The organism is Acinetobacter sp. ANC 4648, from assembly GCF_002135345.1.
GTDB lineage: Bacteria > Pseudomonadota > Gammaproteobacteria > Pseudomonadales > Moraxellaceae > Acinetobacter.
Genome location: NZ_NEGI01000003.1, coordinates 80,125 through 106,791, shown reverse-complemented (window position 1 = coordinate 106,791; position 26,667 = coordinate 80,125). Strand labels below are relative to the sequence as shown.

Sequence of the window (26,667 nt, the reverse complement as noted above, 5' to 3'; positions counted from 1 at the left end):
TACGATCATCTTAAAGAATACGACCATTGGTCATAGAAGGATTGTAAGTATGTCATTTTTAGATCAAATCAAACAACGCCGCTCAATTTATGCAATTGGTAAAAATGTTACTTTAGAGCAAGCAAAAATTGAAGACATTATTAAAGAAGCAGTAAAACAGAGTCCATCATCTTTTAATTCACAATCCTCACGTGCTGTTATTTTATTTGCTGATTCGCATATCCAATTTTGGACCATTGTTCTAGAAACTTTGCGTAAAATCGTACCTGTTGAGGCATTTGAGGGTACAAGTGCAAAATTGAATAGCTTTATTGCTGGCGCTGGTACAGTTTTATTCTATGAAGATATGGATGTTATTACAGACCTACAAGAAAAATTTGCTTTGTATGCAGATAACTTCCCCGTTTGGGCAGAACATTCTACAGCCATTGCACAATTTGCGACTTGGACTGCATTACATGAAGCGGGTATTGGGGCGTCATTGCAGCACTACAACCCAATTGTAGATACAGAGGTTGCTGAAACATTTGATATTCCTGCAAGCTGGAAATTACGTGCTCAGCTGGTTTTTGGTTCAATTGAAGCGCCCGCTGCTGAAAAAACATTTATGGACGATGCGGTACGCTTTAAAACATTTAACTAAGTCGCGTAATCGATGCTTTAAAAGAACGCTTTGGCGTTCTTTTTTTTATTGAGCTGTTCACCTGACAGGACTGATCACTTCTATTACTCTTTAGAAGTGACATATTGGTTTAAATATTTATTGTCATAAATCTGTCATCACTACATTGCATAGTGCATTAAATTTTACAGTTTTTTGACAATAGAGTAGAACATATGACATTCAAGCTAAGCACAGCTGTATTCGGTTTAATGATGAGTAGCTCCATTTTTGCAGCAGTGACTATTTCAGTACCAGAAGAAATTGTGATGTTAGCGGTGAATGATCAGGAAATTAATGTTGGATTTTTAAGAAATAAAAAAAATGATTATAAAGTGGATGCTGGAAATGCTTCTTTAAGTGTGCGTTACCAACAGTATTTTGAACATTTGAACGGTGAGCATGATATTTTGAAATCAGGTATTGTGACTATTCAAGCACCTGATTTAAAAGATGGACAAACTTATAAATTGGCATTGGTGAATCCGCCTCAGAGTTTTGATGCAGCAAAAGTTTATGCAACACAACCAACAATTGCGATATATGATAAAAACAATCAATTACTGGTACAACAAACTGGTGCAAATAACCAACCAAAACCATGGTTAAGTAGTGGGATTTTTGGACAAGTATTGGATTTAACGCAAAAGAAAAGTACCACTCAGCCTGCGGCAATTTATGCACAAAAATCATCTATACCAACGGTTGTGTCAACTCCGATAGTGAGTCCACAAGCTATAAGTAATTCGATTGCCAACACAGCAGATCAGCAATTAATTCAAATCTGGCAAAAAGCAACTAAAGTGGAACGTCAACGTTTTATGAGTTGGTTAGCTGAGCAATAGTGGGAGTATAGTGTTAATCAAGCATTTAAATGAGATTGATTCGGAAACGATTATTGGTCATGTTTTTAAGAAAATATTAAATTAAGCGGATAAATTTGCTGAATTTGATCGAATTATCTCTCAGCAGAAATAACTCTACATAACTGCATTCACTAATAGGTAAAAAAACAGTATCCTTAGACCTGTCACTAGGAGCATCCATGTATCAGGTACTTGCACGTAAATATCGTCCACGCAACTTTAATGAATTGGTTGGTCAAAATCATGTATCGCGTGCTTTGACCAGTGCCTTAGATCGCGGACGTTTGCATCATGCATATTTGTTTACAGGAACTCGTGGTGTTGGTAAAACCACTATTGCACGTATTTTGGCAAAATGTCTCAATTGTGAAACAGGTATTACATCAACACCCTGTGAAGTGTGTGCAACTTGTACGGCTGTAAATGAAGGGCGTTTTATCGATCTGATTGAAATCGATGCAGCATCTCGAACTAAAGTGGAAGATACCCGAGAGCTTTTAGACAATGTTCCTTATGCACCGACTCAAGGCCGTTTTAAAGTTTATCTGATTGATGAAGTGCATATGCTTTCAACGCATTCATTTAATGCGTTGCTTAAAACTTTAGAAGAACCACCAGAGCATGTGAAGTTTTTATTTGCCACCACAGATCCACAGAAACTACCAATTACGGTGATTTCCCGCTGTTTACAGTTTACTTTACGTCCGTTAGCCGTAGATGAAATTACCCATCATTTAACGGATATTCTAAATAAAGAAGCGATTCAATCTGAGCAAGATGCGCTTTGGCAATTGGCTGAATCGGCGCAAGGTTCGTTACGCGATGCATTATCTTTAACTGATCAAGCGATTGCTTATGGTCAGGGTGTGATCCATCATCAAGATGTGAAAGAGATGTTGGGTTTAATCGACCGAACTATTATTTATGATTTAATTCTGGCGATTCACCAAAATCAACCTGAGCGTGTAAGTCAACTCTTATTGCAATTTAGACAACAAGCCTTAGATGTCTCTTTGGTTCTAGATCAGTTTATTTCAACCTTGCATGAATTGGCTATGTTGCAATATTTACCCGATTTAAGTTTGAAATACAGTGCTGAAATTAATAAAAAAATCATGCAATTATCTCAGCTAATTTCAGCTCAAGATTTACAATTGTATTATCAAATTGCATGCAAAGGTCGAGCTGAATTACAGATTTCAGTAACGCAAGAGCAAGGTTTTGAAATGACTATTTTGCGGTTATTGGCTTTTAGACCGCTACAGTTCAATGAAATTTTAGTATCTCAGACTCAGGTCGCTCCTTTAGATGTTACGCAACCTCAAATTGTGAATGATGACACACAATCGACTCATCAAAATACTGCCGCTGTTCAAGAGCAAAACTCGCAACTTCAACATGTTCAGTCTCATCAGGTCAATGATGTGCAAAATACTCAAGCTGATGCATTTGATCAGTCAGAAGATATCATAGACGATCAACAGCAGAATACCCATGAGCCGAGTAGTGATGATTTTTTAGATGAGCCGATTGAAGCGCAAAGTAGTATTGAGTCTGTAGAGCAGCCCAATAATGTCCAAGAAATTAAGCAGATCGATTCAATAACTGAAAATACTACGCTTGAAGTAGTACCTGAACTGTCATTGTTTGGGGGGGAGTCGATTCAAAGTAATACACCCGTCATATCTGCTAATGTTTTAAATCATGATGCTGATGTATTCTTTTTAGCGACTGAAACTGAAACACATGCGGAACAGGACAATGTTGCGGTAATAGAAGCTGTACCCCAGCAGTCTATAGTCGCTTCTTTAGAGTATACATCTATATCCTCTCGAGAACTTAGTACAAATCAAACACCACAAGAGATTTTAAAACTCGTTCCGCAAGTTTTGGAAGGTGAATGGAATGTCGAGAAGTGGGAGTATTGGTTCAGAAATAGTGCACTTTCACCTGCGGTTCAGGAACTGGCTCAGCATGGCGTGATGACAGGTCAGATTGACGGTGAATCACTGTTTCATATTCCGCAAAAATATGAAAAGTTATTGTTTCAAGCTCAACATGACTTAGAAGCAGAATTAAAGCAAAATTGGCCAAATTCACGTTTTTTAGTGCAATATGGTGATGTTGATGAAATTACCCCCTTCAATATGCAAAACGAACGAAAAGTAAAAGCTTTTGATCGGGCTGCGGTGATGTTACATCAAGAGTCTGTAGTGAAAAACTTAGTTGAAGTTTTTGATGCAGATTTAAAAAACATCCAATTAAAATAAAATCTTGTTTTCTTTAATTTAAAATAAGCCTACGGGCTTATTTTTTTATCATTATTTTGAAATATGAGTGTAATTCTAATGTCACCTGAGCCATCTAATTTATTCTAAATTTTGTCAGGTTCACTTATATGTTTATACCGTTTCAGCGATATTTTGCTTTTATTTTGATTATCCCCTTAATTTCGGTGCTCACTGCTTGTAATGATTCTAAGGATGATCAAGCAGTATCTCATCCAGATCCATCTAAAAAACCAGTGATGCGTTGTGCGCCATAATTAAGGAAAGAATAATGATCAGTCGTCGTAAATTTTTATCCAATACAATTAAAACGGGTTTCGGTGCAGCAGCACTTGCTTCATTTCCTGCCAGTATTCAAAAAGCGTTAGCAATTCCTGCGAATAATAAAACTGGCACCATTCAAGATGTTGAACATGTCATTATTTTGATGCAAGAAAATCGATCATTTGATCACTATTTTGGAACGTTAAAAGGCGTTCGTGGTTTTGGTGATCGATTTACCATCCCATTGGCCAATGGTCGCTCAGTTTGGCAACAACAGCGCAGTAATGGTAATGTTTTAACACCCTATCACTTAGATGGAACGGCCAACAATGCGCAGCGTACCAGTGGTACACCCCACTCATGGAGTGATAGTCAAAAAGCTTGGGACAATGGGCGAATGTCAAATTGGCCCACGCATAAGACTGATACTTCAATGGGATATTTTAAGCAGCAAGAAATTCCATATCAATTTTCACTCGCCAATGCTTTTACAATTTGTGATGCATATCATTGTTCAATGCATACAGGTACGGATGCAAATCGTTCATTTCATTTAACTGGAACCAATGGTGCGACAGCAACAAATACTTCCTTTGTAAATAATGAGTGGGATTGGATTGATGGTAATCCTGCGACTGTAAATATAGGCTATACATGGAAAACTTATGCGGAACGATTAGAGGAGGCTGGTGTGAGTTGGATGTGTTACCAAAATATGCCTGATGAATGGGGGGATAATATGTTGGGAGCATTTCAAACTTTTAAGAAGGCTAATGTAAATTCAGGTTATCCAGTCTGTAGTGGTGGTTCTTCAAATCGTCCATATGCGCAAACAGGGCAAGCCTTGCCTTATAAGGCTTATAATCGTGATACCGATAATGCAAAAAATCCCTTATATAAGGGTATTGCAAATACGTTGCCTGGAACCAAGCCTGAAGAATATCTAGATGCATTTAAAAATGATATTAAGACTGGAAAGTTGCCACAAGTTTCATGGGTAAATGCACCTTCAATTTATTGTGAGCATCCTGATCCTTCAAGTCCAGCTCAAGGTGCATGGTTTATTCAAGAGATCATTGATGCACTAACTGCTGTGCCAGAGGTTTGGAGTAAAACAGTTGTATTGATTAATTTTGATGAAAATGATGGTTATTTTGATCATATGCCATCGCCATCAGCACCCTCATTACAAACGGATAAAACCTATGCGGGTAAATCGACTTTAAGTGATGCAGAGATGCAATATGAATATTTTGTACATGACGCACCGTTTGGAAGTACCAAACAACCGAAGAAAGACAATGCAGTTTATGGCCCTGGGCCACGTGTTCCTTTGTTTGTGATTTCGCCATGGAGTCGTGGGGGCTGGGTTAATTCACAAGTTTTTGATCACACATCAGTATTAATGTTTTTAGAACAACGTTTTGGAGTTAAAGAAACGAATATTAGTCCTTATCGTCGTGCTATTTGTGGGGATTTAAGCAGTACTTTTAATTTTAAAACACCAAATGAAGAACCATTACCACAATTGAGCGGTAAACAAACTCGTGATCAAGCTGATCAATTACGCCAAAGTCAGCAATCTTTACCTGCTGTACCTATTCCAAGTGATATTAAGCTCCCAATTCAACAAAGTGGGATTCGCCCATCTCGTGCACTACCTTATGAATTACATACTAGTGCCCGTTGTGAAACAGATGGTCATGTCGAACTATTGTTTTCAAATACTGGCATACAGGGGGCGGTCTTTCATGTGTATGATAAATTGAATTTGACTCGAATACCTCGTCGTTATGTTGTTGAAGCTGGAAAAAGTATAGATGATGTATGGAATGTGAATAAAGATAATCTAGGAATGTATGACTTGTGGGTTATAGGTCCCAATGGATTTCATCGTCATTTTAAAGGTGATATTAATAAGCTAACAGATGTTCAAGTGAGTCCTGAAATTCGTGTGTGTTATGATATTTTGAATGGTCATGTATATGTTGATTTACTCAATCATGGACTGAAAGATACTGAATTTAGTGTCACTCCGGTTGCTTATCGAACCGATCCCCTACAAAAAATTCTTGTTAAAGCAGGACAAACTGTGACTCAGCATTGGGGTTTGAAAGATGTAGGGTATTGGTATGATTTTGCTGTGACCTGTAATAGCGACCCTAAGTTTTATCGACGTTTTGCTGGACGTGTTGAAATAGGCGAACACTCCGTCAGTGATCCTGCAATGACCTACCATTTTAATGGATAATTATTTTTAATTACTCACTTGTATATTCTTCAGATTTGGTCTGATCAATGACTCAATAGAAATGGATTTAAGGCATCTCGCATTGTTTGTGGAATCGGGGTGCTTTTTTTACTTTGGCGATCAACAAAAACATGTATAAAATGACCTTGTGCAGAGGCATGTTCTTGCCCTTGTTTAAAAATAGCTAAATCATAAGTTAATGAAGAATTCCCCATTTTTTGAATAGCAACGCCAACCTCAATAATTTCAGGATAAGTTAGTTCTTGTAAAAAGTGACAAGATGAGTTTACAACTAAGCCGATAATAGGTGAGTGGTGAATATCCAAAGCTGCTTTTTGGATAAGTAAGGCATTTGCGGCAGTGTCAAAATAACTATAGTACATCACGTTATTCACATGACCATAGATGTCATTATCTGCCCAGCGGGTTTGGATCGCTAAGAAAAAAGTATATTGAGAACGTAATTGCGTTTGAGGTTTCATAAGCACTAAATTTTTATATGTGGATGTCATAAAAGACTATTCATAAATAGCACGATAAATATTGAATGCGTCCGCTTGTACTAATTCACGGGGATTGTTTTGAAGCAAGCGTGTTTGTAGCATGGCATCTTGAGCCAAAATTTCTAAATGATCTTGAGGTACATGAAGATCTTTGAGTTTTAAGGTTAATCCACTTTCTGCTAAATGCTGTTGCATATGATCAATAAATAAATCACATAAGCCGTCGATACTACCTTGGCTAAAGGGATTAATGCATTGCATCAACTCTGCATAATGTTGTTTTGCTTCTGGAATATTGAATTTCATGACTTCAACCAAAACAAGTGCATTGGTATGCCCATGAGATAAGTGATAATGTCCACCCAGTGGATATGCTAATGCATGTACTGCTCCGACAGGCGCATTGGCAAAAGCTTGTCCTGCAAGCATAGAGCCTAAGAGCATATTTTGACGCGCTTCTAAATTTGAACCATCATTCAGAACCAGTTTTAAATTTTTATGTAATAATTTTAAGGCTTGTTTTGCGAGCATATCCGCATAAAAATTCTTTTTTATTTTAGAGGTATAGGCTTCTATCGCATGTACCATAGCATCGATACCCGTCGCAGCGGTAATGTGTGCAGGTAAACCTAGAGTAAAGTTTGCATCCAAAATGGCAATATCAGCATACAGTACTGGAGAAACAATTCCTGTTTTTGTAGTTTCGCCAGTAGTAACAATCGAAATCGGCGTGACTTCTGAACCAGTACCCGCAGTTGTGGGTATTAAAATGAGGGGTAGACGGGGTGGTTTAGCATTATTTATTCCATACAGTGCTTGAATCGTCTGTGTTTGTTGTGGCTCTGCAAGTACGGCAATGACTTTGGCAACATCCATGGAGCTTCCACCACCAAATCCAATGATGACATCCACTTGTTCAGATTTTGCGAACTCTACAGCTTTTAGAATGATTGCTTCAGTTGGATCTGCTTGGACATCTGCATAAATCACATATGTTAGTTTAATCTGATTAAGTATCTCAATGATTGGAAGGTGTAATTGATGTTGAATCATGCCTGCATCAGTCACTATTAATACTTTTTTGTAGGGGTGTTGCGTTAAAATAGTTTTAAGTTGTTGGATAGAGCCTAGACCAGAAATAATGTTGGAAACAGTTTGGAATTGAAAGTGGCTCATGTGTATTTTCCTTAATCTTTCATCATAAATTAAACATTATTGTTTTGCTGTTCTATAGGATTCACCTTGTAAATAACTTAACATAATAGCCTTGAAAAGAAATGAACTTTTGAGGTTGTTATGCCGTCCAAAACGCCATACAAGGTGTTATGTGTGTGTTTAGGAAATATTTGTCGTTCACCCACGGCTGAAGTGGTTTTACGACATTTCTGCGACAGCCAGCAACTTAATATTTTTATCGATTCCGCTGGAACAAGTAATTATCATCCGAATAAGTCTCCAGATTTACGTAGTCAAAAACATGCATTAAGACGTGGCTATGACTTATCCGCTTTACGTGCGCGGCAGTTAAAAATAGCTGATTTTGCAGAGTTTGATTTGATTCTAGCTATGGACTTTGAAAATTTAAGTGAAATTCAGGCTTTAATGCAACACGCAAAGTGTGAAAATGGGCATGCTCAAATTCGTGCCAAAATTGCCTTAATGAGTGAGCATGATATGAACTATCCAAAACAAGCATTGCAAGATCCTTACTATGGCGGAGATGCTGGTTTTGAACAGGTATTGGATCAGTGCGAGTCTAGTAGCCAAGCATGGGTTAACATTTTTAAGCAACATCTACATTAAAGTAAAAGGAACATGATGAATATTCAGCAACAGGTTCAGCTTAAACCTTTTAATACTTTAAATTTAGATGCAATGGCTTCGCATTATGTCAAAATTCATTCTATTGAAAGTGTAGTAGATGCTATCCATTTTGCACAAAAACAGCAGTTAAATATTCTGATTTTATCAGGTGGTAGTAATATGTTATTGCCGCAACATTTGCATGCTTTGGTGATGCATATGGATATTCAGGGCATTGAATTTCTTGCTGAAGATGAATTAACAAAAACTATTAAAGTGGGTGCGGGGCAAGTTTGGCATGACTTTGTGTTATGGACTACAGAGCAACAGCTTTATGGATTACAAAATTTGGCCTTGATTCCTGGATTGGTTGGCGCTTCACCAGTGCAAAATATAGGTGCGTATGGTGTAGAAGTGGGTGAATTTATTGAATCTGTCGAGGTTTATGATCGTCATTTGAATCAGTTTAATTCGATTCAAGCGCAAGATTGTACTTTTGCTTATCGACATAGTATTTTTAAAAATGATCCGAATCGCTATGTGATTTGCCATGTAGTTTTTAAATTATTGAAAAATCCAGATTTAAAAATGAATTATGGTGATTTAAAGACTGCTATGGCAGATGAAATTACGGCAAAAAATTTACAAGAACAAGTGATTAGAATTCGCCAAAGTAAACTTCCAGATCCTCAAACATTTCCAAATGTGGGGAGCTTCTTTAAAAATCCAATTATTTCCGAGCAGGATTTGCAGCAAATTAAGCTCAATGCACCGAATATTCCGCATTATCCACAAAATGATGGCCATGTTAAGATTGCAGCTGGTTGGTTAATTGATCAGTCAGGTTGGAAAGGTAAAAGACTGGCTCAAGTCGGGATGTTTGATAAACAGGCGTTAGTACTTGTAAATTATGCAGAAGCAACGCTAGAAGATGTGCAAGCGACTTATCAAGCAGTTCAACGAGATGTATTTAAACAATTTAATATTTTATTAGAACCTGAACCTGTGTTATTTAATGAGTCTGGTTTAATACAAGCACATGTGAGTTAAGCTGATATGCAAAAGATGCATTGGATGGTCAAATTGGTACGAATAGCTGCAATATTATTTGTACTGTTGGCGTGTCTGGTGGTTTTTTGGTATACGCCATTTTATTCAAATCTAATCGTGAAAGTTTTAAATCAATTTGTACCTGTAGAAGTCAATCGAATTGCAGCGAAAAGTCAGCAAATGGCATCTTTAACAGACACTGAGGATTTAGAGCCAGGTTCAGATGAATGGATTGCTCGACAAGCTTATCTTAGTGTGATCGAAGATGCGATTAAACATCAGGATTCACAAGAGTTAGCGCTGATTCAAGCCCGTTATAAAGTGTTGCAGGCAGATATTCAAAAAGAGCAAGCAGAGGAGGATGAACAACAAGAAAAACCCCAGATTCCTTTAATGCTAAAGCCTGAAACTGCCACATCTGAGGTTCAATCTGCTTTTACTAAAATAGATGTGAGTGAGCTTCTAGGGGGGAATAATAATGATGATAAAGCTTTGATGGAAAAATATGTTCATTTTTTAAAAAGCTATGAAATTACTGAAAGTGCTGAACAGTTATCTGTAGATCAGCAAGTTTATAAAGATATTGCACTGCTACAAAATCAGAATGAAGATAAAAAACGGACGTTGTCACAACCCTACGCTATTGTGGTGGTGGGTGGTGGTTTAACACTGGATAAAAATCAAAAAGATATTATTGTAAATGATTATACAAAATTAAGATTAGAAACCACATTAAAGATTGAAAAATCAACAAAGCTTCCAATTGTATTGAGTGGTGTAGAAGCACCTTATATGCAAAAATGGTTAAATGCGCGTGGAGTAGATGCGAACCTATTAGAAAATAGAAGTATGAATACCTGTGAAAATACTAGGTTTAGTTCATTACTATTACAGAAAAAAGGTGGTGCTCCCACAGTTCTCTTAGTGACAGATCGATATCATATGCCAAGAACACGGCGCTTATTTGCATTGAATGGGGTTGAAACTATTGCAGTTGAAGCGCCAATGCCGACGCAATTAACAGATTGGAAACCCAGCAAATTGAATTATGATCATAGTCGTAGAGCAAATTATGAGCTGCTTGCGACCATACGTGATGTGCTGTTTGGGACCAGTGGTTGTAGAGAGGTGCCATAAATGTCAGATATTCCTTTTTTAAATCCTATTATTTTAAAACAACTTGATTTACCTGTACCGAGTCGGGATGTTACGCCACATTTATTAGAGCCTTTAAATTTAAATCGAGTGTTTATTCCCTCTAGAGAGCTTCAAGCTTACTGTCGTTTATATGGTTTTGATCAACTCGATTGTGAGCAGTGGCAAGGCTATATCAAAATGCCGTTGTTTAAATTGCATGTACAAGTATTTCAGCCGAAAATTGAAAAAATTAAAGGCACGGTTTGTCTGTTGCATGGTTATTTAGAACATAGCGGAATTTATCAGCCTATTGTGAAAGAGCTTTTAGAGCAGGGTTTTAGTGTTCTGACGTATGATTTACCGGGCCATGGTTTAACTGATGGCTCTCCTGCAAATATTCAAAGTTTTGACCATTATCAAGACGTTCTGCAAGCAGTCTATCAATATGTTAAAAATGCCAACCAACTGCCTAAACCATGGGTAGGAATTGGGCAAAGTACAGGTGGTGCAATCTGGATGCATCATTTATTGGAATATGCACAGCGCCGTGAAAATCCGATTGTGGAACGAGTACTGTTATTATCTCCTTTGGTACGGCCAGCAAAATCAGCATGGTGGCATAACTCGATTGGTTTAGGGATTATCCGCCGGATTAAGCGTGAAGTACCACGTCATTTTAGACGCAATAACCATAATCCTGAATTTTTAAGATTTGTACGGCTAAAAGATCCCTTACAACCTCGGATGATGGGAATGGATTGGATTCTTGCAATGTCAAAATGGATGCAAGAAATGGAAAATTATCCACCTTGTCGAATTCCAGTATGGTTAGCACAAGGTGCGCAAGATCAAACTGTGGATTGGCGTTACAACATTGATTTTATTCGTCGTAAATTTAGATTACAGACGTTGTTGATGTTAGAGGAGGGTTCTCATCAATTGATTAACGAGCGGGCAGATATACGTGCCGCTTTGACTGGATTAATTCCTGCATTTCTACATGCACAATCCAGTGGTGATTATTATTAAAAAATTGTCTGTATTTAAAAATTGAAGAAGATTGTTAATTGAGCTTTTTCATAAAAGACTGGCAAGCCACATCATCTTGAAGTGACCTTAGCTTGCCAGTGTTCATTCCTAATATTTAAAACCGATCTAATTGAGCTAAATTCCACATTCTAAAATAAAATTTTTCTTCATCTTTATTTTCACAATTGAGTAGTTCACCATCTTTTAACCAAAAGTGTAATTGTGCATAATTTTTAATTTCTCGGTCATTAATGCGTTGGGCTAAATGATGTGCTTTGATTTCAGCAGGGTGCTGTAAACCTGCTGCTGCTATCATCTCAGCCAGTGCCTTTAAGGTGTTTTTTTGAAAACTAAAAACCCGATCTGCTTTGGTCGGTATATCAATGGCTTTCTGGCGCTCTTTATCTTGTGTGGCAACACCGACTGGACATTGATTGGTGTGACAGCTCTGCGCTTGAATACAACCAACTGCAAACATAAATCCACGCGCAGAATTGACCCAATCAGCACCAATCGCCATGGTGCTGGCAATATCAAAAGCACTAATGATTTTACCACTTGCACCGACTTTGATTTTATCTCGAAGACCTGTCCCTACGAGTGTGTTATGCACAAATAATAAGCCTTCACGTAATGGCGTACCCATGTGGTCAATAAGCTCAATAGGTGCTGCACCTGTCCCACCTTCAGAGCCATCGATAACGATAAAATCAGGAAAAATTTGAGTATGTAACATTGCTTTGACAATACTCATAAATTGCCACGGCTGTCCGATACAGAGTTTAAAACCGACAGGTTTTCCTCCAGAAAGATCTCGTAATTTTTGAATAAACTGCATCATTTCTATGGGAGTATTAAAAGCAGAATGCTTCGCTGGAGAGATGCAATCTTCATCTTGGCTCACACCGCGTATTTGTGCAATTTCATCGCTGATTTTATTTTTAGGTAAAATACCACCATGACCAGGTTTAGCACCTTGGGAAAGCTTAATTTCAATCATCTTAATTTGAGGTAAAATTGCTTGTTGAGCAAACTTGTCTGGATCAAATTGTCCATTTAAAGTTCGACAACCAAAATAACCACTACCAATCTCCCAAACGATATCACCATTATTTTCTAAGTGATATGGGCTTAGACTACCTTCACCTGTGTCATGGTAAAAGCCTCCCATTTCTGCACCTTTATTTAGTGCAAGAATCGCATGAGCGCTTAAGCTACCAAAACTCATCGCTGAAATATTCATAATTGAGGCGCTATAAGGTTGAGCACATTGTTCATTTCCAATATGAATACGAAATGTTTTAAAGTTAGCAGGAGTGCATGGAGATAAGGAGTGTGTCAAAAAGCGGTAATCTTCTTGATAAACATCAATAATTGATCCAAAAGGTTTGTCAGCATTTTCATTCTTTGCGCGTTGATAAACTAAACTCCGTTGTGAACGTGAGAAAGGTAAGGCATCGTTATCTGATTCAATGAAATACTGGCGAATTTCAGGGCGAAAACTTTCAAAGAAAAAACGGAAATGTCCCATGATCGGATAATTTCTTAGAATGGCGTGTTTATTTTGTAAGACATCGTATAAACCGACTAGGCTAAGTAAGGTGCTTATGAGCCAAATAAGATTTAAGATGGTGTCGGAAAAAAAATAATAAATAAAATGGGATTCAGTAAAGAAAATAATCCATGTCAAATAAATTGCGATAAAAATACAAGTGAACCAAATGGAGAATCTTGAAAAAAAAGTATTTAAAAGTCGACTTCTGATTGCTTGAGAAGGGCTGGCCATTGTTATGTGATTTTCCAATGAATTAAAATATATAAACTTACGTTGCCAATAATGCTAAATAAGCTCAAGTAATGATTTGTTAGTATTGAGAATTGTTTTTAATTATGCAGAAATTAAAGACTGATTTTTTATATTCAAAAGATTCGAATGATCCAAATTAGAATTTAGATCATTCGAATCTAATGGGACTATTCTTCTTCTGGCGGTAGAAGCATTAAAACTGCTTCATTAAGCAGGTGTGCAATATCTTTAAGTATGTCTTCATTTGCCAATTTAGCATCCAGTAAGATTGACTGGCCATCTGCAATTTCTTTTAAAATGGGTGTAAATGTTTTAGAAACACTGATTATTTCACCATTTGCCCAAAATGATAATTCATGTTCTTGCTCGGTATACAGTAAGCGAGAAGCAGGTTCTAGCATTAATGAATAGCCTAGATCCAGTACTTCCTCTAGATCTCCTGTACCAATTTCATCTACTTCAGGAATGTTTTCTGGATACTTTGATTCTGCCATTAAGCTCATGATTGCATCATCTAAAATGCTAGAGTCTTGCAGACGAGCAAGCAGTTCAGTTTTTAAGTAAGATAATTCATGCGCTGTAATTTCACCGACCTGTGTTGGATTCGTGCGAGCGATATCCATGAGTGGATTGTGAAATAAGCCATTTGTAGCGAACTTTTCACTGGTACGATCTATCATGTCAGCAATATTTGGCATGCGGAAACCTAAAGAGTAGGTTAAACAATCATCCTCAGCGACGCCATAGTGTGATAGCCCTGGTGGGACATAAAGTAAATCGCCTGGTGCAAGTACTTCATCAAAATTTACATCGATTTCGGCAAGTAATTTTAAAGGCTGTCCCGCAACAAAATCGGTGTCAGCATCGCACATTTGCCCCAACTGCCAACGACGATGGCCAAAACCTTGAACTAGAAAAACATCATAAAAATCAAAATGTTTACCTACTGAGCCACCTTTAGGGGCATAAGACACCATAATGTCGTCACGGCGCCATTGTGGAATAAAAGGAAATTTTTTCCACATTTCAGCTAAATCAAAAGAGTAATGGTCAATCGCTTGAACCAGCAATGTCCATAGTTTGGGCATTTTTTGGAAATCACCTTTAATTAATGGTGATGTTTTAACAGACCATTGCTTAGGATCTTTATCTTTTTGTTTAATTAAGCGCGCTGTGATGTTCTCGTCAAGTGCTAACTCCATAACATCTTTGGGTTCTAAAATATTGGCAATGTCAGGAAGAGCGTTACGAACCAGTAATGGTTTTTTTTGCCAATATTCAGCGAGAAACTGTTCTGCGGTAATTCCGCCTAAAACATCTAAGGGTTGGGACATGGGAAATAGCCTAAGTATAAATTTTGGATGAAGTTAATTCGAGTGAAAAGCTTAAGGAAGTTGAATTTCAAGTTTTCGTAAAATATGACATAACTGAATCATTGGCATACCCATCAAAGTGGTTTGATCTTGACCAATCATTTGCTCAAATAAACTGATGCCTAAGCTTTCACATTTAAAGCTTCCAGCACAATGTAAAGGTTGATCCATTTCAATATAGCGTTCAATTTCAGCAAGAGTTAGATCACGGAACTTGACATGATAATGTTCAACTAAAGTTTGCTCAAAGCCAGAAGACAAATGTTGCACACTTAGTGCAGTACTGAAGTAAACATTCTGACCCGAATTAGCTTGTAGTTGAGCAATTGCATTTTCTACAATTAAAGGTTTACCAATAAAAGCTTGTGGTGCGTGTTCACGCCAAGCAACTTGGTCTGAACCTATAATAATTGCATTAGGATGATCTAGCGCTATTAAATGTGCTTTTTCAAAAGCCAACCTTTTAGCTAAATCATCTGCATGAGTTTCACCACGAGGTGATTCATCAATTTCAGGTGAGATACAACGATATTTTAAACCTAAACGGTTCATTAAATCTTGACGTGTTTGACTTGATGATGCCAAGATAATTTCAGGATTATTCATTTTACAGTCATCCATCAGACCGCATATTCCATCAGGATATTCAGAGGAACATAAGACAGTACAGCCTGATGACATGCTTGTAGTTTTACATTGGGTGCCATACCTGCTTGATATGCTTCAACCCAGCGAGTAACACATAGACACCAGAAATCACCCGGTTGTAAGCCAAGGAAACCATGCTCAGGAAGAGGAGTGATTAAATCATTGCCCACTTTTTGTGAGTAATTTAAAAATTCAGAAGTCATTTCAACACAAACAGTATGTTGACCTAAGTCGGAAGGTGCCGTATGGCAAAAGCCATTACGGAAATAACCAGTAATAGGAGAGAAGCAACAGCTTGCCAAAGGTTCACCTAAAACATTTAAACCGTTAATTTTTGGATCTGGATGAAATGACATAAGCACACAACAAGATGAATAAGTTTGGGACTATGATAATCAAAACTCAATCTTTCTACAGCTTTTCTTTAAAAGTAACTAACCTTTTTTTCTGTAATCATTTAGAATCTACGCGATTTTTAATATCTCTAAAGTGAGCAATACATGAATTTTCAGCGTATGACTGACCTCGATTTAACAGGCAAGCGTGTCCTTATTCGTGAAGACTTAAATGTTCCTGTTAAAAATGGTGTGATTACCAGTGATGCTCGTTTACGCGCGGCATTACCAACTATTCAAGCTGCACTTGCAAAAGGTGCGGCGGTAATGGTGTATTCTCACTTAGGTCGTCCTGTTGAAGGTGAACCAAAGGCTGAACAATCACTTGCTCCTGTTGCCGCTTATTTGACAGAAGCTTTGGGTCAAAACGTAACTTTGTTGACTGATTATTTAGATGGTGTTGCGGTTGAAGTGGGTCAAGTGGTTTTACTTGAAAACTGTCGCTTCAATGTTGGTGAAAAGAAAAACAATCCCGAACTTGCGCAAAAATATGCCGCACTTTGCGATGTATTTGTAATGGATGCATTTGGTACGGCGCATCGTGCAGAAGCATCAACTGAAGGTGTTGCTCGTTTTGCACCTGTTGCAGCAGCAGGTCCTTTACTTGCAACTGAATTAGATGCACTTGGCCGCGCATTAAAAACGCCTGAAAAACCAATGGTTGCGATTGTTGCTGGCTCTAAAGTGTCGACAAAATTAGATGTGTTAACGTCGCTTGCTACAATTTGTGATCAATTGATCGTTGGTGGGGGGATTGCTAATACCTTCCTCGCAGCTGCTGGTTTTAATGTTGGTAAATCACTGTATGAAGCTGATTTGTTGGATACAGCAAAGGCAATTGCAGCAAAAGTATCTGTACCACTTCCTACAGATGTAGTCGTAGCTGATGCATCTGAAATTGATTTTTCAGACTTCTTAGGTTCTTTAGCTAAAGCAAAGGCTGTGATTAAGAATGTTGCTGATGTTGCTGACAATGATATGATTCTTGATGTTGGCCCAAACACAGCGCAAGCATTTGCAGAAATCTTAAAAACTTCTAAAACTATTCTTTGGAATGGTCCAGTCGGTGTATTTGAGGTTGATCAATTTGGTGAAGGTACGAAAACACTGTCATTGGCGATTGCGGAATCTACTGGTTTCTCTATTGCTGGTGGTGGTGATACGTTAGCAGCAATTGATAAATATGATGTTGCTGATAAAATTGGTTATATTTCTACAGGTGGTGGAGCGTTCCTTGAGTTTGTAGAGGGTAAGACACTTCCAGCAGTTGCTGCATTGTTAGAACGTGCGTAGTCTTTAGGCTGGTATATTAAAAAAGGCTAACCTCGTGTTAGCCTTTTTTATGCGATGGAGATTGTGTGATTCATCGCTAAGTAATAAAAATGAAATATTACTGCAATAAACTCATCCCTAATGAATCTCCAATTTGAGTTATGTAATGAATTTTAAATTTATCTTTGCGACACTGATTATTGCTCCTTTAGCACTGACAGCATGCTCTAAACAAGAAAAAGCACCAGCTTCGGAACAAACTACTGCGGCTACTGATGCAGCAATGGTAACACCAGAACAACAAGCAGTGATTGATACGATTGATAAGCCAGTCCTAGATGAAAAAAATACGGACGTTTCTGCTGAAAAAGCTAATGCAGCTACTGACCTTGCTACACCTGCAACTGAAGTAGAAGCATCCAAAGCGCAATAATCTAAGCAATTGTTGTATTTTATTAAAAGTCTCTGCGAAAGCAGGGATTTTTTTTGAAAAAGTACATATTGTTGCTGAATTGAAATAAATCCACATGTAGAATACGGGGCATTACCTGGGAGGATATTATGGCTCTTATTTCATTGCGCCAGCTCTTGGATCACGCCGGCGAATACAACTACGGCGTACCAGCGTTTAACGTAAACAATTTAGAACAAATGCGCGCAATTATGTTAGCCGCAGATGAAACAAATTCACCGGTTATTGTACAAGCTTCGGCGGGTGCGCGTAAATATGCAGGTGCTCCATTTTTACGTCATTTAATTTTGGCGGCAATTGAAGAATGGCCACATATTCCAGTGGTGATGCATCAAGATCATGGTACTGATCCTGATGTGTGCCAACGCTCGATTCAATTGGGTTTTTCATCAGTAATGATGGATGGTTCGTTGGGTGCAGATGGTAAAACACCAACTTCCTACGAATATAACGTAGATGTTACACGTCGTACTGTTGCAATGGCACATGCATGTGGCGTTTCGGTTGAAGGTGAAATTGGTTGTTTGGGTAGCCTTGAAACTGGTTTGGCGGGTGAAGAAGATGGTGTGGGCGCAGAAGGCGTACTTGATCATTCACAGCTTTTAACTTCAGTTGAAGAAGCAACACAATTTGTAGCTGACACCAATGTTGATGCCTTGGCAATCGCAGTGGGGACTTCGCACGGTGCGTATAAATTTACACGTCCACCTACAGGCGATATTTTAGCAATTGACCGCATTAAAGAAATTCATGCAGCATTGCCAAATACGCATCTTGTAATGCATGGTTCAAGCTCTGTGCCACAAGAATGGTTAGCGATTATTAACCAATATGGCGGCGAAATTGGCGAAACTTATGGTGTGCCTGTTGAGCAACTGGTTGAAGCAATCAAACATGGTGTTCGTAAGATCAATATCGATACAGATTTGCGTTTAGCATCTACAGGTGCAATGCGCCGTATGATGGCTGAAAAGCCAAGCGAATTCGATCCACGTAAATTTTTCTCTGCAACTGTTGATGCAATGAAACAAATTTGTGTAGATCGTTATACTTCATTTGGTACAGCAGGTAATGCAGACAAGATTCGTCCAATTTCTTTAGAGAAAATGGTGAATCGTTATAAATAATCGTTAAAGATTATCTATAATCAAAAGCCCGCATTTATTGCGGGCTTTTTCTTATTCTTAAAATGGGACATTAGATGGAACTTATATTTGCAGCAGCAATGTGTAGTGTGCTGGTCTCCATTCTCTTAAAATTTTGTAAAAATAAAAATTTTGATGTAATGCAAATGATTGCATGGAATTATGCAGTGGCTAGTATTTTGTCTTTTTTTTGGTTCAAGCCAGATTTAGCTCATATTACAATTTCTGACACGCCATGGTGGCTCATTGTAGTGTTAGGTGTAGTTCTTCCTAGTCTTTTTTTGGCACTGGCTAAGTCATTACAAACGGCTGGTATTTTAAAAACAGAGATTGCACAGCGCTTATCTGTTGTTTTATCTTTACTGAGTGCATACTTTTTATTCCAAGAACAATTTAATTCACTTAAAGTTTTGGGTGTGATTCTTGGTATTAGTGCTGTTCTGTGTTTGTTGTATTCACCAGCGGCCATGTCAAAACGAATGCTGATAAGTAAGGGTAGCCTTTATTTATTGAGTGTGTGGGTTGGTTATGCAGTGGTTGATATATTGTTGAAATATACAACGAATTTAGGACTGCAATTTCCAGTAACCCTAAATTTAATGTTTGGATGTTCTTTTGTCTTTACGATGCTATATTTGGTGGCTACTCACACAATATGGAAATTACAGAATGTCTGGGGTGGGTTGGTTCTAGGTATTTTAAATTTTTCTAATATTGCACTGTATGTGAATGCACATATGTTATTTAAAGATTCACCTGCAGTCGTTTTTGCAGGAATGAATATCCTAGTTGTGTTGTTTGGTGTTCTTTCAGGATTAATCATATTTAAAGAAAAGTTCAAAATACTTACAGCTTTCGGTCTGGTTTTAGGATTGCTTGGTGTAGTATGTTTGGCTTTGGCGTAGCTATTAAGGTTTTAAAATTAAAATATAGTAGTTTACCTATTAATGCTCTGTAAGCACGACGGATAATACTTAAGAAAACCGTACTATAGAAAAAGATGAATTAGAGACAGTGGTTATTTAAACTCTGGTTGGAAAGATTTTTATATGACAAAATGTGTTAACTAAGCATATTGATACATAATTATCCTAATCATATAAGCGATAAGTACCAACAAAACGTTCACAACCTTTTTGATTACTTTTGATGACTAAAATTGCTTTTTGGAAATTTAATTGATATTTACAGTCATGTTCATTATCAATGATTTCATTCTTTTTATTAGCCGTGGTGTAGGCGAGTAAGGAAACAATCTGTTTTTCTTTACGATTGTTGGGATTACGGTAAGCGATACCTTCAATTTTGATGCGTTCTTTAGTGAGTTGATGGACTTGTAAATGCACAGGTTGTTTGGCAATTTGACCTTGTTCATATTTAATAAAATGTTGAGTAAGACTTTGGTTCATAGATGTATAAAAATTTAAATCTTCAAGACGTAAATCAAACTGCTGTTTATAGCATTGCATGTTTTTACATTGCTGAATACGATTGAGCCAAAGAGTATTGGTATCATCCACAAGACGCGTTGGTGCATCAGTGACTAAAAAAGCCGTCATATATTTTTCATTGAATTTATGGCGTAATTGTTTTAAATCATCGTGGCACAATTTTTGAAGTGCGGAGGATGTATTTTGAGACTCACATTGGATAGCTTGAGCATACGTGATACTCATGCTCACATGGCCTAGCCATAGAACTAAAACAATATTTTTAATCAGATTAAACTCAGTTTTCAACAACATGATCGCTTATACTTTGACAATGGTTGCATGCGTACTATAGCGAAATAGAAAGTATGAATACAACATTTTCAAATTTAAAAATCGTATAAAGGAGCCTAAAGTGATTGCTCAAATCCGTATTGGACAGGGAATGGATGTACACGCCTTTGAACAAGGTGATTCTGTGACTTTAGCAGGGATTAAAATTCCGCATACACAGGGTCTAAAAGCACACTCAGATGGTGATGTCGTATTACATGCATTGTGTGATGCATTGTTAGGCGCTTTGGCTTTAGGTGATATTGGGCAGCATTTTCCAGATACCGACCCTGAGTTTAAAGGGGCAGACAGTCGAAAATTATTGAAACACGTTTATCAACTAATTTTAGATCGGGGCTATATTCTGAATAATGCAGATATGACGGTTGCATGTGAACGTCCAAAATTGGCCAAGCATAATTTAGCAATGCGCCAAAGTATCGCTGATGTGTTAGATGTAGATGTGACACAAATTAGTATTAAAGCAACCACAACCGAACAGTTAGGTTTTACCGGTCGACAAGAAGGAATTCTGGCTACGGCGACCGTTTTGATTTCACATCTGGTGAAAAAGTAGTTCTAAAATTAGCTCTTCAGGGAGGTAATTTGAATTGATTTATACGAGGGAGTGCATCAGTGATTTTGATTGTATTCAAAATCACTGAATATTTATGCGAACTGATCGCGATGAATTAAACACTGTTGTAAATCTTCAGTTGCTTTACGACCTTGTAGTTGCAAACTGACTGCATAAATCAAACCTGTCCAAGTTTCATTGGGTTCCCAAATTTGATGCATCAGTTCTTGTGCTGTTGGCATATCCAACTCTAGAAAATATTGACGATATAAATACATTAAACTACTGACAGATTTATTTTGGTTGCAATGTACCCAAACCATTTTAGTTTGAACTAAATGAGCAATTAAATCTAAAATAAAGAGGCACTGATCATCGGCGGGAGTCTCCCATAAAATAGGTAGCTGAATATAATTTAAACCGAGTTCAGCACAAATTTTATCTTCATGTTGTAAATGCAGATCTGCATCTGTAAATGCGAGATTAATAACAGTATCTACGCCATATTCTTTGATTTGCTTGAATTGCGCTAGGGTTGGTTGCCCAGAGCTGAACAGGTGTTCATGGACAAATTGAAAATTTGGAATTTGCGTTAATTCTGTTTCGATGTCATTCATAATAATTATCAGTCTTTAAATAAAAACGCCATCACGAAGGATGGCGTTCGTTATTATCTTATCGTTTTGGTAAAACGTCTTTTAAGGCAGCATCCATTTCAAGCAATGCTTTTTCAGTGGTTTCCCAATCGATACAACCATCAGTTACTGATTTACCATACTCTAAATCGGCAAGATTTTCAGGAATATCTTGACGGCCACCTTTAATGTGACTTTCAACCATAATCCCGACAATCGATTTATTGCCATCTAAGATTTGTTCGGTAATATTTTTAAGAACCAACGGTTGTAGGTATGGGTCTTTATTCGAATTAGCATGACTAGTATCAATCATGATTTTATTGCTAACTTTGGCTTTAGCTAAAGCATTTTCTGCATCTGCAACAGAACCCGCATCGTAGTTTGGTTTGCCATTGCCACCACGTAAAACGACATGTGCATATGGATTACCTTTGGTGCGAATAACGGAGACTTGACCTTCGTTATTTAAGCCAAGGAAGCTATGACCATGTTTAACTGATTGCATGGCATTGGTCGCAACGGTTAAGCCGCCATCTGTCCCATTCTTAAAGCCTACAGGTGAGGATAGACCAGAAGACATTTCACGATGAGTTTGACTTTCTGTGGTACGTGCACCAATGGCAGACCATGAAATTAAATCTTGATAATATTGTGGAGAGTTTGGATCAAGTGCTTCAGTCGCACAAGGTAAACCCTTATCATTTAATTCTAATAAAAGTTTACGACCTAAACGAAGACCTTTTTCAATGTTGAAAGAGTCATTCATGTCAGGATCATTAACTAAACCTTTCCAGCCAACGGTTGTACGTGGCTTTTCAAAATAAACACGCATAACAATGAAGAGCGTATCTTTTACTTTTTCACTTAAAACTTTTAAGCGGTCTGCATAATCATGTGCAGCAGCAATATCATGAATGGAACACGGTCCAATCACAACAAAAAGACGTTTATCGTTGCCATCTAAAATATTGCGCACAGTTTCACGACCATGCAGCACAGTTTGATAGGCATTTTCATTTAAAGGAAGTTCAGCTTTAAGTTCAGCTGGAGTTACAAGCGGTTGAATGCTCTGTACATTCACGTCATCAATATCTGATTGAGTAATAGGATTTGACTTTACTGTATTCATTGCCGTCACTGGTATTAGATCATACGAAAGTATTTTTAGTTGTTTGAATATAACACGATTTGATCAACACATTGCTATAGATAACATCAATAAAATCTATATAAAACATCAATAAAATCGTGAAATATTGGAGATAAGATAATTTTGGTTATGCCTGTACTGAATTTTCGGTACTAATGAGCTGGGCTGTATGTGGTTTTTCTATCGGTTTAGTTTTTACTGGGTGAAGAATAAAGTTGATGCCTAAAGCAAATAATGTAATCCCTAAAATTTTACGAATCATTCTTTCTGGTAAACGTGAGCTGATTAATGTACCAATAATGATTGCAGGGATTGAGCCGAGTAATAGCCATCCAAGTAAATGAAAATCAACATTCCCAGAACTCATATGCGCAAAGCCCGCGACAGAAGTAAGCAATACCGCATGTACCACATCTGAACCGATAATACGGATCATCGGTAAATTGGGGAACATTAGGATCAGTGCCATAATACCAAAAGCACCTGCACCTACAGAAGATAAGGTGACAAACACACCGAGAATGAAGCCCATAATCACAACATAAATGCGTTTACCTTCAATATTAAAAGGTGGCGTATTATTTAAATCGATGGTTGTATGACGGAAACGGTTAAAAAATCGTTCAATATGTGCACGGAACATGATGGAAAGACCTGTTAAGGTCAGCATAAAGCCAAGAACGGTGGTAAGTACCGCTTTATAGTTACTAGATTGGCTTAAATAATGATCCAAAACCCAATGTGTCATTAATGAAGCAGGGATACTTCCCAATGCTAACCAAATCACGATGGGCCAAACGATATTGAGTTTTTTTGCATGTACCATTGACCCACAAAATTTTGAAATCGCAGCGTAAAGCAGGTCAGTACCAATCGCGATATGTGGTTCTATTTTAAATAGACTGATTAAAATTGGAGTCATTAGTGATCCACCACCCACACCCGTAATGCCTACGCAGAATCCCACTAAAACGCCTGCTAAAATAAACTCAATTGGACCAAACATGACTGGAAATGCCAAATATCAAAATCAGACTTATCTTATGACTTTTTCATATAAGTGGTTGTCTTGATTGTTGATTTACTTATTCTAAAAAATGCTAAAGTAAATCAACCTTGTATTTTTTAGGCTTGATTTTTATTGCTGGGGTTTTAGTTACGACAGCTTTTCAAGCTTGAGGTTTATCTAGAAATACAACTTTAAGCAAAGATGGATTATGCTAAGATGGCTCGGAATTTCTAGGGGAATTAAGTCTTGCAAAATCGAAAGCTTAAAATTGGAATAGTCGTGGGTGAAGTTTCTGGTGATACATTGGGAGCAAAGCTGATCCGAAGTTTTCGCGAGCAAGGTATCGAGGTTGAATTTGAGGGGATTGGTGGCCCTCAAATGATTGCTGAAGGATTTGCAAGCTATTATTCGATGGACATTTTATCAGTCATGGGGATAGTTGAAGTCCTTAAAGATATTAAAAAATTATTTGCTGTGCGTGATGGCTTGGTTGAAAAATGGACTAAAAATCCAGTTGATATTTTTATTGGAATCGACGCGCCTGATTTTAATTTGCGCCTTGCTAAAAGTATTAAGCAAAATAATTTACCAATTAAAACTGTGCAATATGTGAGTCCATCGGTATGGGCTTGGCGTCAGGGACGAGTACATGGGATTAAAGCTTCGATTGATTTAGTTCTATGCTTGTTCCCATTTGAAAAAGCATTTTATCAACGATTTGCAGTACCCGCAGCTTTTGTTGGGCATCCTTTGGCGAGTCAATTGCCCTTAAAAAATCCAATTCATGATGCGAAATTAGAATTAGGTTTGGATGTGAATCAAAAGCACATTGCTTTATTACCTGGGAGTCGTCGTGGAGAAGTTGAACGGCTTGGCCCTTTGGTTTTAGATGCAGCGGCCATTATTCATAAAAAATATCCTGAATATGAATTTTTAATTCCAGCCATTAATGACGCTCGAAAATTACAAATTGAAGCTTTGCTAAAACAACGTCCTGCAAGTTTAGTCGCCAAAATTCGCTTAATGGAAAACTCAGACCAAGAATCTAAAATTGGTCGTCAGGTGATGAATGCTGCGAATATTGTTGCTTTAGCATCTGGCACTGCGACATTAGAAGCGATGCTGCTACATCGACCAATGGTGACTTTTTATCAGCTAAATTGGTTGACTTATATTATTGCGAAACTATTGGTTAAAATTCAATATTACTCGTTACCAAATATCATTGCAGGTAAAAAAGTGATTCAAGAATTAATTCAAAGTGATGCGACTCCTGAAAATTTAGCGGCAGAAATTGAAAAATTAATGGGTGTGGAAACTTCGCAAATACAAGTGATGCAATTGATTACTATGCATAAGAAGTTATTGGCAAATAATAGTGAAGATCCGGTTCAGGCTATTTTAGGTCTTATTCAGTAAGGTAAGGGATAAGTTGAATTTTTTATACAGCAGTTAGAATTTAGAGCGGTAAAACTATCTGATATTCCTCAATTGGTTAACTTGATTAATTCTGCCTATCGACAAAACTTAGGGAAAAGTTGGGCGAGTGAATCACATATTGTGGTAGGTGCTCGTATCCAGCAACCGAATAATCAACTCTTAATCGCTGAAATACAAGATTGTGATCAGAAAACTATCATTGCTTGTATTGGGTTGACGTATCTTCACCTAGAATTTGAAATAGGTACTTTTTGTATTGCACCGCATTGGCAGAATCAAGGAATCGGGAAGCGTTTTTTAGCGTACGCAGAAAACCATTCTAAAAAGTATGCTAAACAGCATCCAACAGAATTAAGCTATTATGTAATGTGGGTGCTTAATGTCTGTGATGAATTAATTGCATATTATGAGTGTCGTGGTTATGTACGAACTGGTGAAATAGAAGCTTATCCCGTGGATGCAAATGTGGGTCAGCCTATTGTGGATTTACATTTGATTAAGATGAAAAAGATCATAGTTATATAGATTGAATCTAAGTTGTGATTGGAGTGGGTATTATCATCTATATAGACAGGATGTATCATTCGCAATGATTTACCTAATAACTCAAATTATAAGTCGCTAAAAATTAAAGATAAGTATTAATTAAATAAGCCCTCATAATTTGAGGGCTTAAAGAGAGAGCGGTTTGATTAAGTAAAGAACCAAGTGTAGTAACCCCAAAGCATGAGTGGCCATGCAATATAGGGGCTAAATAGCCATTTCCATAACCAAAATCTAGGCAGAAACCCTACGCCGTGAATGAATCCACCTGAGATCCCAATCATGATCAACATTAATGCCGTATGATTGTAATGACCATTCGCATCAAGCATGAGACTTGGGTGAATTAATAATACCGCAGCAAGTGGCAATGCCATCAAAAATGAAACGGCCATTGCAAATTTATTCGGCTTTTTTTCTTTTGTTGTCATTGCGATTTCTGTCATCGTCTCATTCCTCATCTAAATCTTGATGATGTTCAATGTATAGGGCACTTAGCACACCTGCAAAACACGCCATCAAGATGCCAAGAATCCAAGCGAAGTACCACATAACTATTCTCCTTATTTCTTATAAACACAAC

The 26,667-nt window shown here is 37.5% G+C and carries 28 protein-coding genes; 16 read left to right on the top strand and 12 right to left on the bottom strand.

All coding sequences use genetic code 11. From position 1 onward, the window contains the following. Positions 1–49 precede the first annotated feature (49 nt). The 5 genes from B9T27_RS06570 to B9T27_RS06555 all read left to right on the top strand — a co-directional run bounded on the left by B9T27_RS06570 (position 50) and on the right by B9T27_RS06555 (position 6,330). Entirely contained in the window at positions 50–643 is a 594-nt protein-coding gene (locus tag B9T27_RS06570) for a nitroreductase family protein (RefSeq protein WP_086206051.1), read from the top strand. 194 nt (positions 644–837) lie between these two features. Continuing rightward, the gene (locus tag B9T27_RS06565) at positions 838–1,506 is read left to right on the top strand and encodes a DUF2057 domain-containing protein (RefSeq protein ID WP_086206050.1); all 669 of its coding nucleotides are present in this window, start codon (positions 838–840) and stop codon (positions 1,504–1,506) included. A 200-nt stretch (positions 1,507–1,706) separates the two neighbouring features. Continuing rightward, on the top strand, positions 1,707–3,797 hold the full coding sequence (dnaX, locus tag B9T27_RS06560) for a DNA polymerase III subunit gamma/tau (RefSeq protein WP_086206049.1): 2,091 nt from the start codon (positions 1,707–1,709) through the stop codon (positions 3,795–3,797). Between the two features lie 128 nt (positions 3,798–3,925). Continuing rightward, positions 3,926–4,072, top strand: a complete 147-nt coding sequence (locus B9T27_RS14860) for a hypothetical protein (RefSeq protein ID WP_171263351.1) — start codon at positions 3,926–3,928, stop codon at positions 4,070–4,072. Positions 4,073–4,086: 14 nt separating this feature from the next. Continuing rightward, on the top strand, positions 4,087–6,330 hold the full coding sequence (locus B9T27_RS06555) for a phosphocholine-specific phospholipase C (protein ID WP_086206048.1): 2,244 nt from the start codon (positions 4,087–4,089) through the stop codon (positions 6,328–6,330). Between the two features lie 44 nt (positions 6,331–6,374). Here B9T27_RS06555 and B9T27_RS06550 read toward each other — a convergent pair whose 3' ends face one another. Together B9T27_RS06550 and B9T27_RS06545 are read right to left on the bottom strand one after the other, a co-directional pair. Next, a complete protein-coding gene (locus B9T27_RS06550) occupies positions 6,375–6,812 on the bottom strand; it encodes an acyl-CoA thioesterase (RefSeq protein WP_086206255.1) in 438 nt (145 codons plus the stop codon). A gap of 36 nt (positions 6,813–6,848) precedes the next feature. Continuing rightward, positions 6,849–8,009 carry an iron-containing alcohol dehydrogenase gene (locus tag B9T27_RS06545; RefSeq protein WP_086206047.1) on the bottom strand — a complete coding sequence of 387 codons (1,161 nt, stop codon included), beginning with the start codon at positions 8,007–8,009 and terminating at the stop codon, positions 6,849–6,851. A gap of 120 nt (positions 8,010–8,129) precedes the next feature. On the opposite strand from B9T27_RS06545, the gene B9T27_RS06540 reads away from it, so the two are divergent. The 4 genes from B9T27_RS06540 to B9T27_RS06525 are packed head-to-tail and all read left to right on the top strand — an operon-like array spanning position 8,130 to position 11,852. Beyond that, entirely contained in the window at positions 8,130–8,636 is a 507-nt protein-coding gene (locus tag B9T27_RS06540) for a low molecular weight protein-tyrosine-phosphatase (RefSeq protein ID WP_086206046.1), read from the top strand. Between the two features lie 15 nt (positions 8,637–8,651). Beyond that, positions 8,652–9,686, top strand: a complete 1,035-nt coding sequence (murB, locus tag B9T27_RS06535) for a UDP-N-acetylmuramate dehydrogenase (RefSeq protein WP_086206045.1) — start codon at positions 8,652–8,654, stop codon at positions 9,684–9,686. Positions 9,687–9,692: 6 nt separating this feature from the next. Then, entirely contained in the window at positions 9,693–10,823 is a 1,131-nt protein-coding gene (locus tag B9T27_RS06530; RefSeq protein ID WP_086206044.1) for a YdcF family protein, read from the top strand. Next, a complete protein-coding gene (locus B9T27_RS06525) occupies positions 10,824–11,852 on the top strand; it encodes an alpha/beta hydrolase (RefSeq protein ID WP_086206043.1) in 1,029 nt (342 codons plus the stop codon). It abuts the gene before it with no gap. A 115-nt stretch (positions 11,853–11,967) separates the two neighbouring features. Here the strand turns inward: B9T27_RS06525 and B9T27_RS06520 are convergent, their stop codons facing one another. From B9T27_RS06520 to B9T27_RS06505, 4 genes are all read right to left on the bottom strand, one after another. Continuing rightward, positions 11,968–13,638 (bottom strand): FMN-binding glutamate synthase family protein, encoded by a 1,671-nt coding sequence (locus B9T27_RS06520; protein ID WP_086206042.1) that lies wholly within the window; start codon positions 13,636–13,638, stop codon positions 11,968–11,970. A gap of 188 nt (positions 13,639–13,826) precedes the next feature. Next, the gene (locus B9T27_RS06515; RefSeq protein ID WP_086206041.1) at positions 13,827–14,993 is read right to left on the bottom strand and encodes a cupin domain-containing protein; all 1,167 of its coding nucleotides are present in this window, start codon (positions 14,991–14,993) and stop codon (positions 13,827–13,829) included. 51 nt (positions 14,994–15,044) lie between these two features. Further along, on the bottom strand, positions 15,045–15,638 hold the full coding sequence (locus tag B9T27_RS06510) for a Maf family protein (protein WP_086206254.1): 594 nt from the start codon (positions 15,636–15,638) through the stop codon (positions 15,045–15,047). A 14-nt stretch (positions 15,639–15,652) separates the two neighbouring features. Continuing rightward, the gene (locus B9T27_RS06505; protein ID WP_086206040.1) at positions 15,653–16,036 is read right to left on the bottom strand and encodes a DUF2237 family protein; all 384 of its coding nucleotides are present in this window, start codon (positions 16,034–16,036) and stop codon (positions 15,653–15,655) included. Between the two features lie 144 nt (positions 16,037–16,180). On the opposite strand from B9T27_RS06505, the gene B9T27_RS06500 reads away from it, so the two are divergent. The 4 genes from B9T27_RS06500 to B9T27_RS06485 all read left to right on the top strand — a co-directional run bounded on the left by B9T27_RS06500 (position 16,181) and on the right by B9T27_RS06485 (position 19,869). Beyond that, positions 16,181–17,368, top strand: coding sequence for a phosphoglycerate kinase (locus tag B9T27_RS06500; RefSeq protein ID WP_086206039.1), 1,188 nt, complete (start codon positions 16,181–16,183; stop codon positions 17,366–17,368). A 145-nt stretch (positions 17,369–17,513) separates the two neighbouring features. Beyond that, positions 17,514–17,780 (top strand): hypothetical protein, encoded by a 267-nt coding sequence (locus B9T27_RS06495; protein ID WP_086206038.1) that lies wholly within the window; start codon positions 17,514–17,516, stop codon positions 17,778–17,780. Between the two features lie 128 nt (positions 17,781–17,908). Continuing rightward, complete coding sequence (gene fba, locus B9T27_RS06490; protein WP_086206037.1) at positions 17,909–18,946, top strand: class II fructose-bisphosphate aldolase; 1,038 nt, start codon at positions 17,909–17,911, stop codon at positions 18,944–18,946. Between the two features lie 74 nt (positions 18,947–19,020). Beyond that, entirely contained in the window at positions 19,021–19,869 is an 849-nt protein-coding gene (locus tag B9T27_RS06485; RefSeq protein WP_086206036.1) for a DMT family transporter, read from the top strand. Positions 19,870–20,055: 186 nt separating this feature from the next. Here the strand turns inward: B9T27_RS06485 and B9T27_RS06480 are convergent, their stop codons facing one another. Continuing rightward, complete coding sequence (locus B9T27_RS06480) at positions 20,056–20,709, bottom strand: hypothetical protein (RefSeq protein WP_086206035.1); 654 nt, start codon at positions 20,707–20,709, stop codon at positions 20,056–20,058. Positions 20,710–20,809: 100 nt separating this feature from the next. Between B9T27_RS06480 and ispF the strand changes: the two genes are divergently transcribed. Further along, a complete protein-coding gene (gene ispF, locus B9T27_RS06475) occupies positions 20,810–21,304 on the top strand; it encodes a 2-C-methyl-D-erythritol 2,4-cyclodiphosphate synthase (protein ID WP_086206034.1) in 495 nt (164 codons plus the stop codon). 92 nt (positions 21,305–21,396) lie between these two features. Here the strand turns inward: ispF and B9T27_RS06470 are convergent, their stop codons facing one another. From B9T27_RS06470 to B9T27_RS06460, 3 genes are all read right to left on the bottom strand, one after another. Beyond that, the gene (locus B9T27_RS06470; RefSeq protein WP_086206033.1) at positions 21,397–21,921 is read right to left on the bottom strand and encodes a protein tyrosine phosphatase family protein; all 525 of its coding nucleotides are present in this window, start codon (positions 21,919–21,921) and stop codon (positions 21,397–21,399) included. Between the two features lie 58 nt (positions 21,922–21,979). After that, positions 21,980–23,071: a 3-deoxy-7-phosphoheptulonate synthase gene (locus tag B9T27_RS06465; RefSeq protein WP_086206253.1), complete on the bottom strand. Its 1,092-nt coding sequence runs from the start codon at positions 23,069–23,071 to the stop codon at positions 21,980–21,982. A 148-nt stretch (positions 23,072–23,219) separates the two neighbouring features. Continuing rightward, complete coding sequence (locus B9T27_RS06460; RefSeq protein ID WP_086206032.1) at positions 23,220–24,098, bottom strand: sulfite exporter TauE/SafE family protein; 879 nt, start codon at positions 24,096–24,098, stop codon at positions 23,220–23,222. 249 nt (positions 24,099–24,347) lie between these two features. On the opposite strand from B9T27_RS06460, the gene lpxB reads away from it, so the two are divergent. Both lpxB and B9T27_RS06450 read left to right on the top strand, forming a co-directional pair. Continuing rightward, complete coding sequence (lpxB, locus tag B9T27_RS06455) at positions 24,348–25,520, top strand: lipid-A-disaccharide synthase (RefSeq protein ID WP_086206031.1); 1,173 nt, start codon at positions 24,348–24,350, stop codon at positions 25,518–25,520. 24 nt (positions 25,521–25,544) lie between these two features. Beyond that, complete coding sequence (locus B9T27_RS06450) at positions 25,545–26,066, top strand: GNAT family N-acetyltransferase (RefSeq protein ID WP_086206030.1); 522 nt, start codon at positions 25,545–25,547, stop codon at positions 26,064–26,066. Between the two features lie 167 nt (positions 26,067–26,233). On the opposite strand, the gene B9T27_RS06445 is transcribed toward B9T27_RS06450, so the two are convergent. Together B9T27_RS06445 and cydX are read right to left on the bottom strand one after the other, a co-directional pair. Continuing rightward, positions 26,234–26,530, bottom strand: coding sequence for a cyd operon YbgE family protein (locus B9T27_RS06445; RefSeq protein ID WP_086206029.1), 297 nt, complete (start codon positions 26,528–26,530; stop codon positions 26,234–26,236). Positions 26,531–26,534: 4 nt separating this feature from the next. Continuing rightward, the gene (gene cydX / locus B9T27_RS06440; RefSeq protein ID WP_002120988.1) at positions 26,535–26,636 is read right to left on the bottom strand and encodes a cytochrome bd-I oxidase subunit CydX; all 102 of its coding nucleotides are present in this window, start codon (positions 26,634–26,636) and stop codon (positions 26,535–26,537) included. Positions 26,637–26,667: the final 31 nt, after the last annotated feature.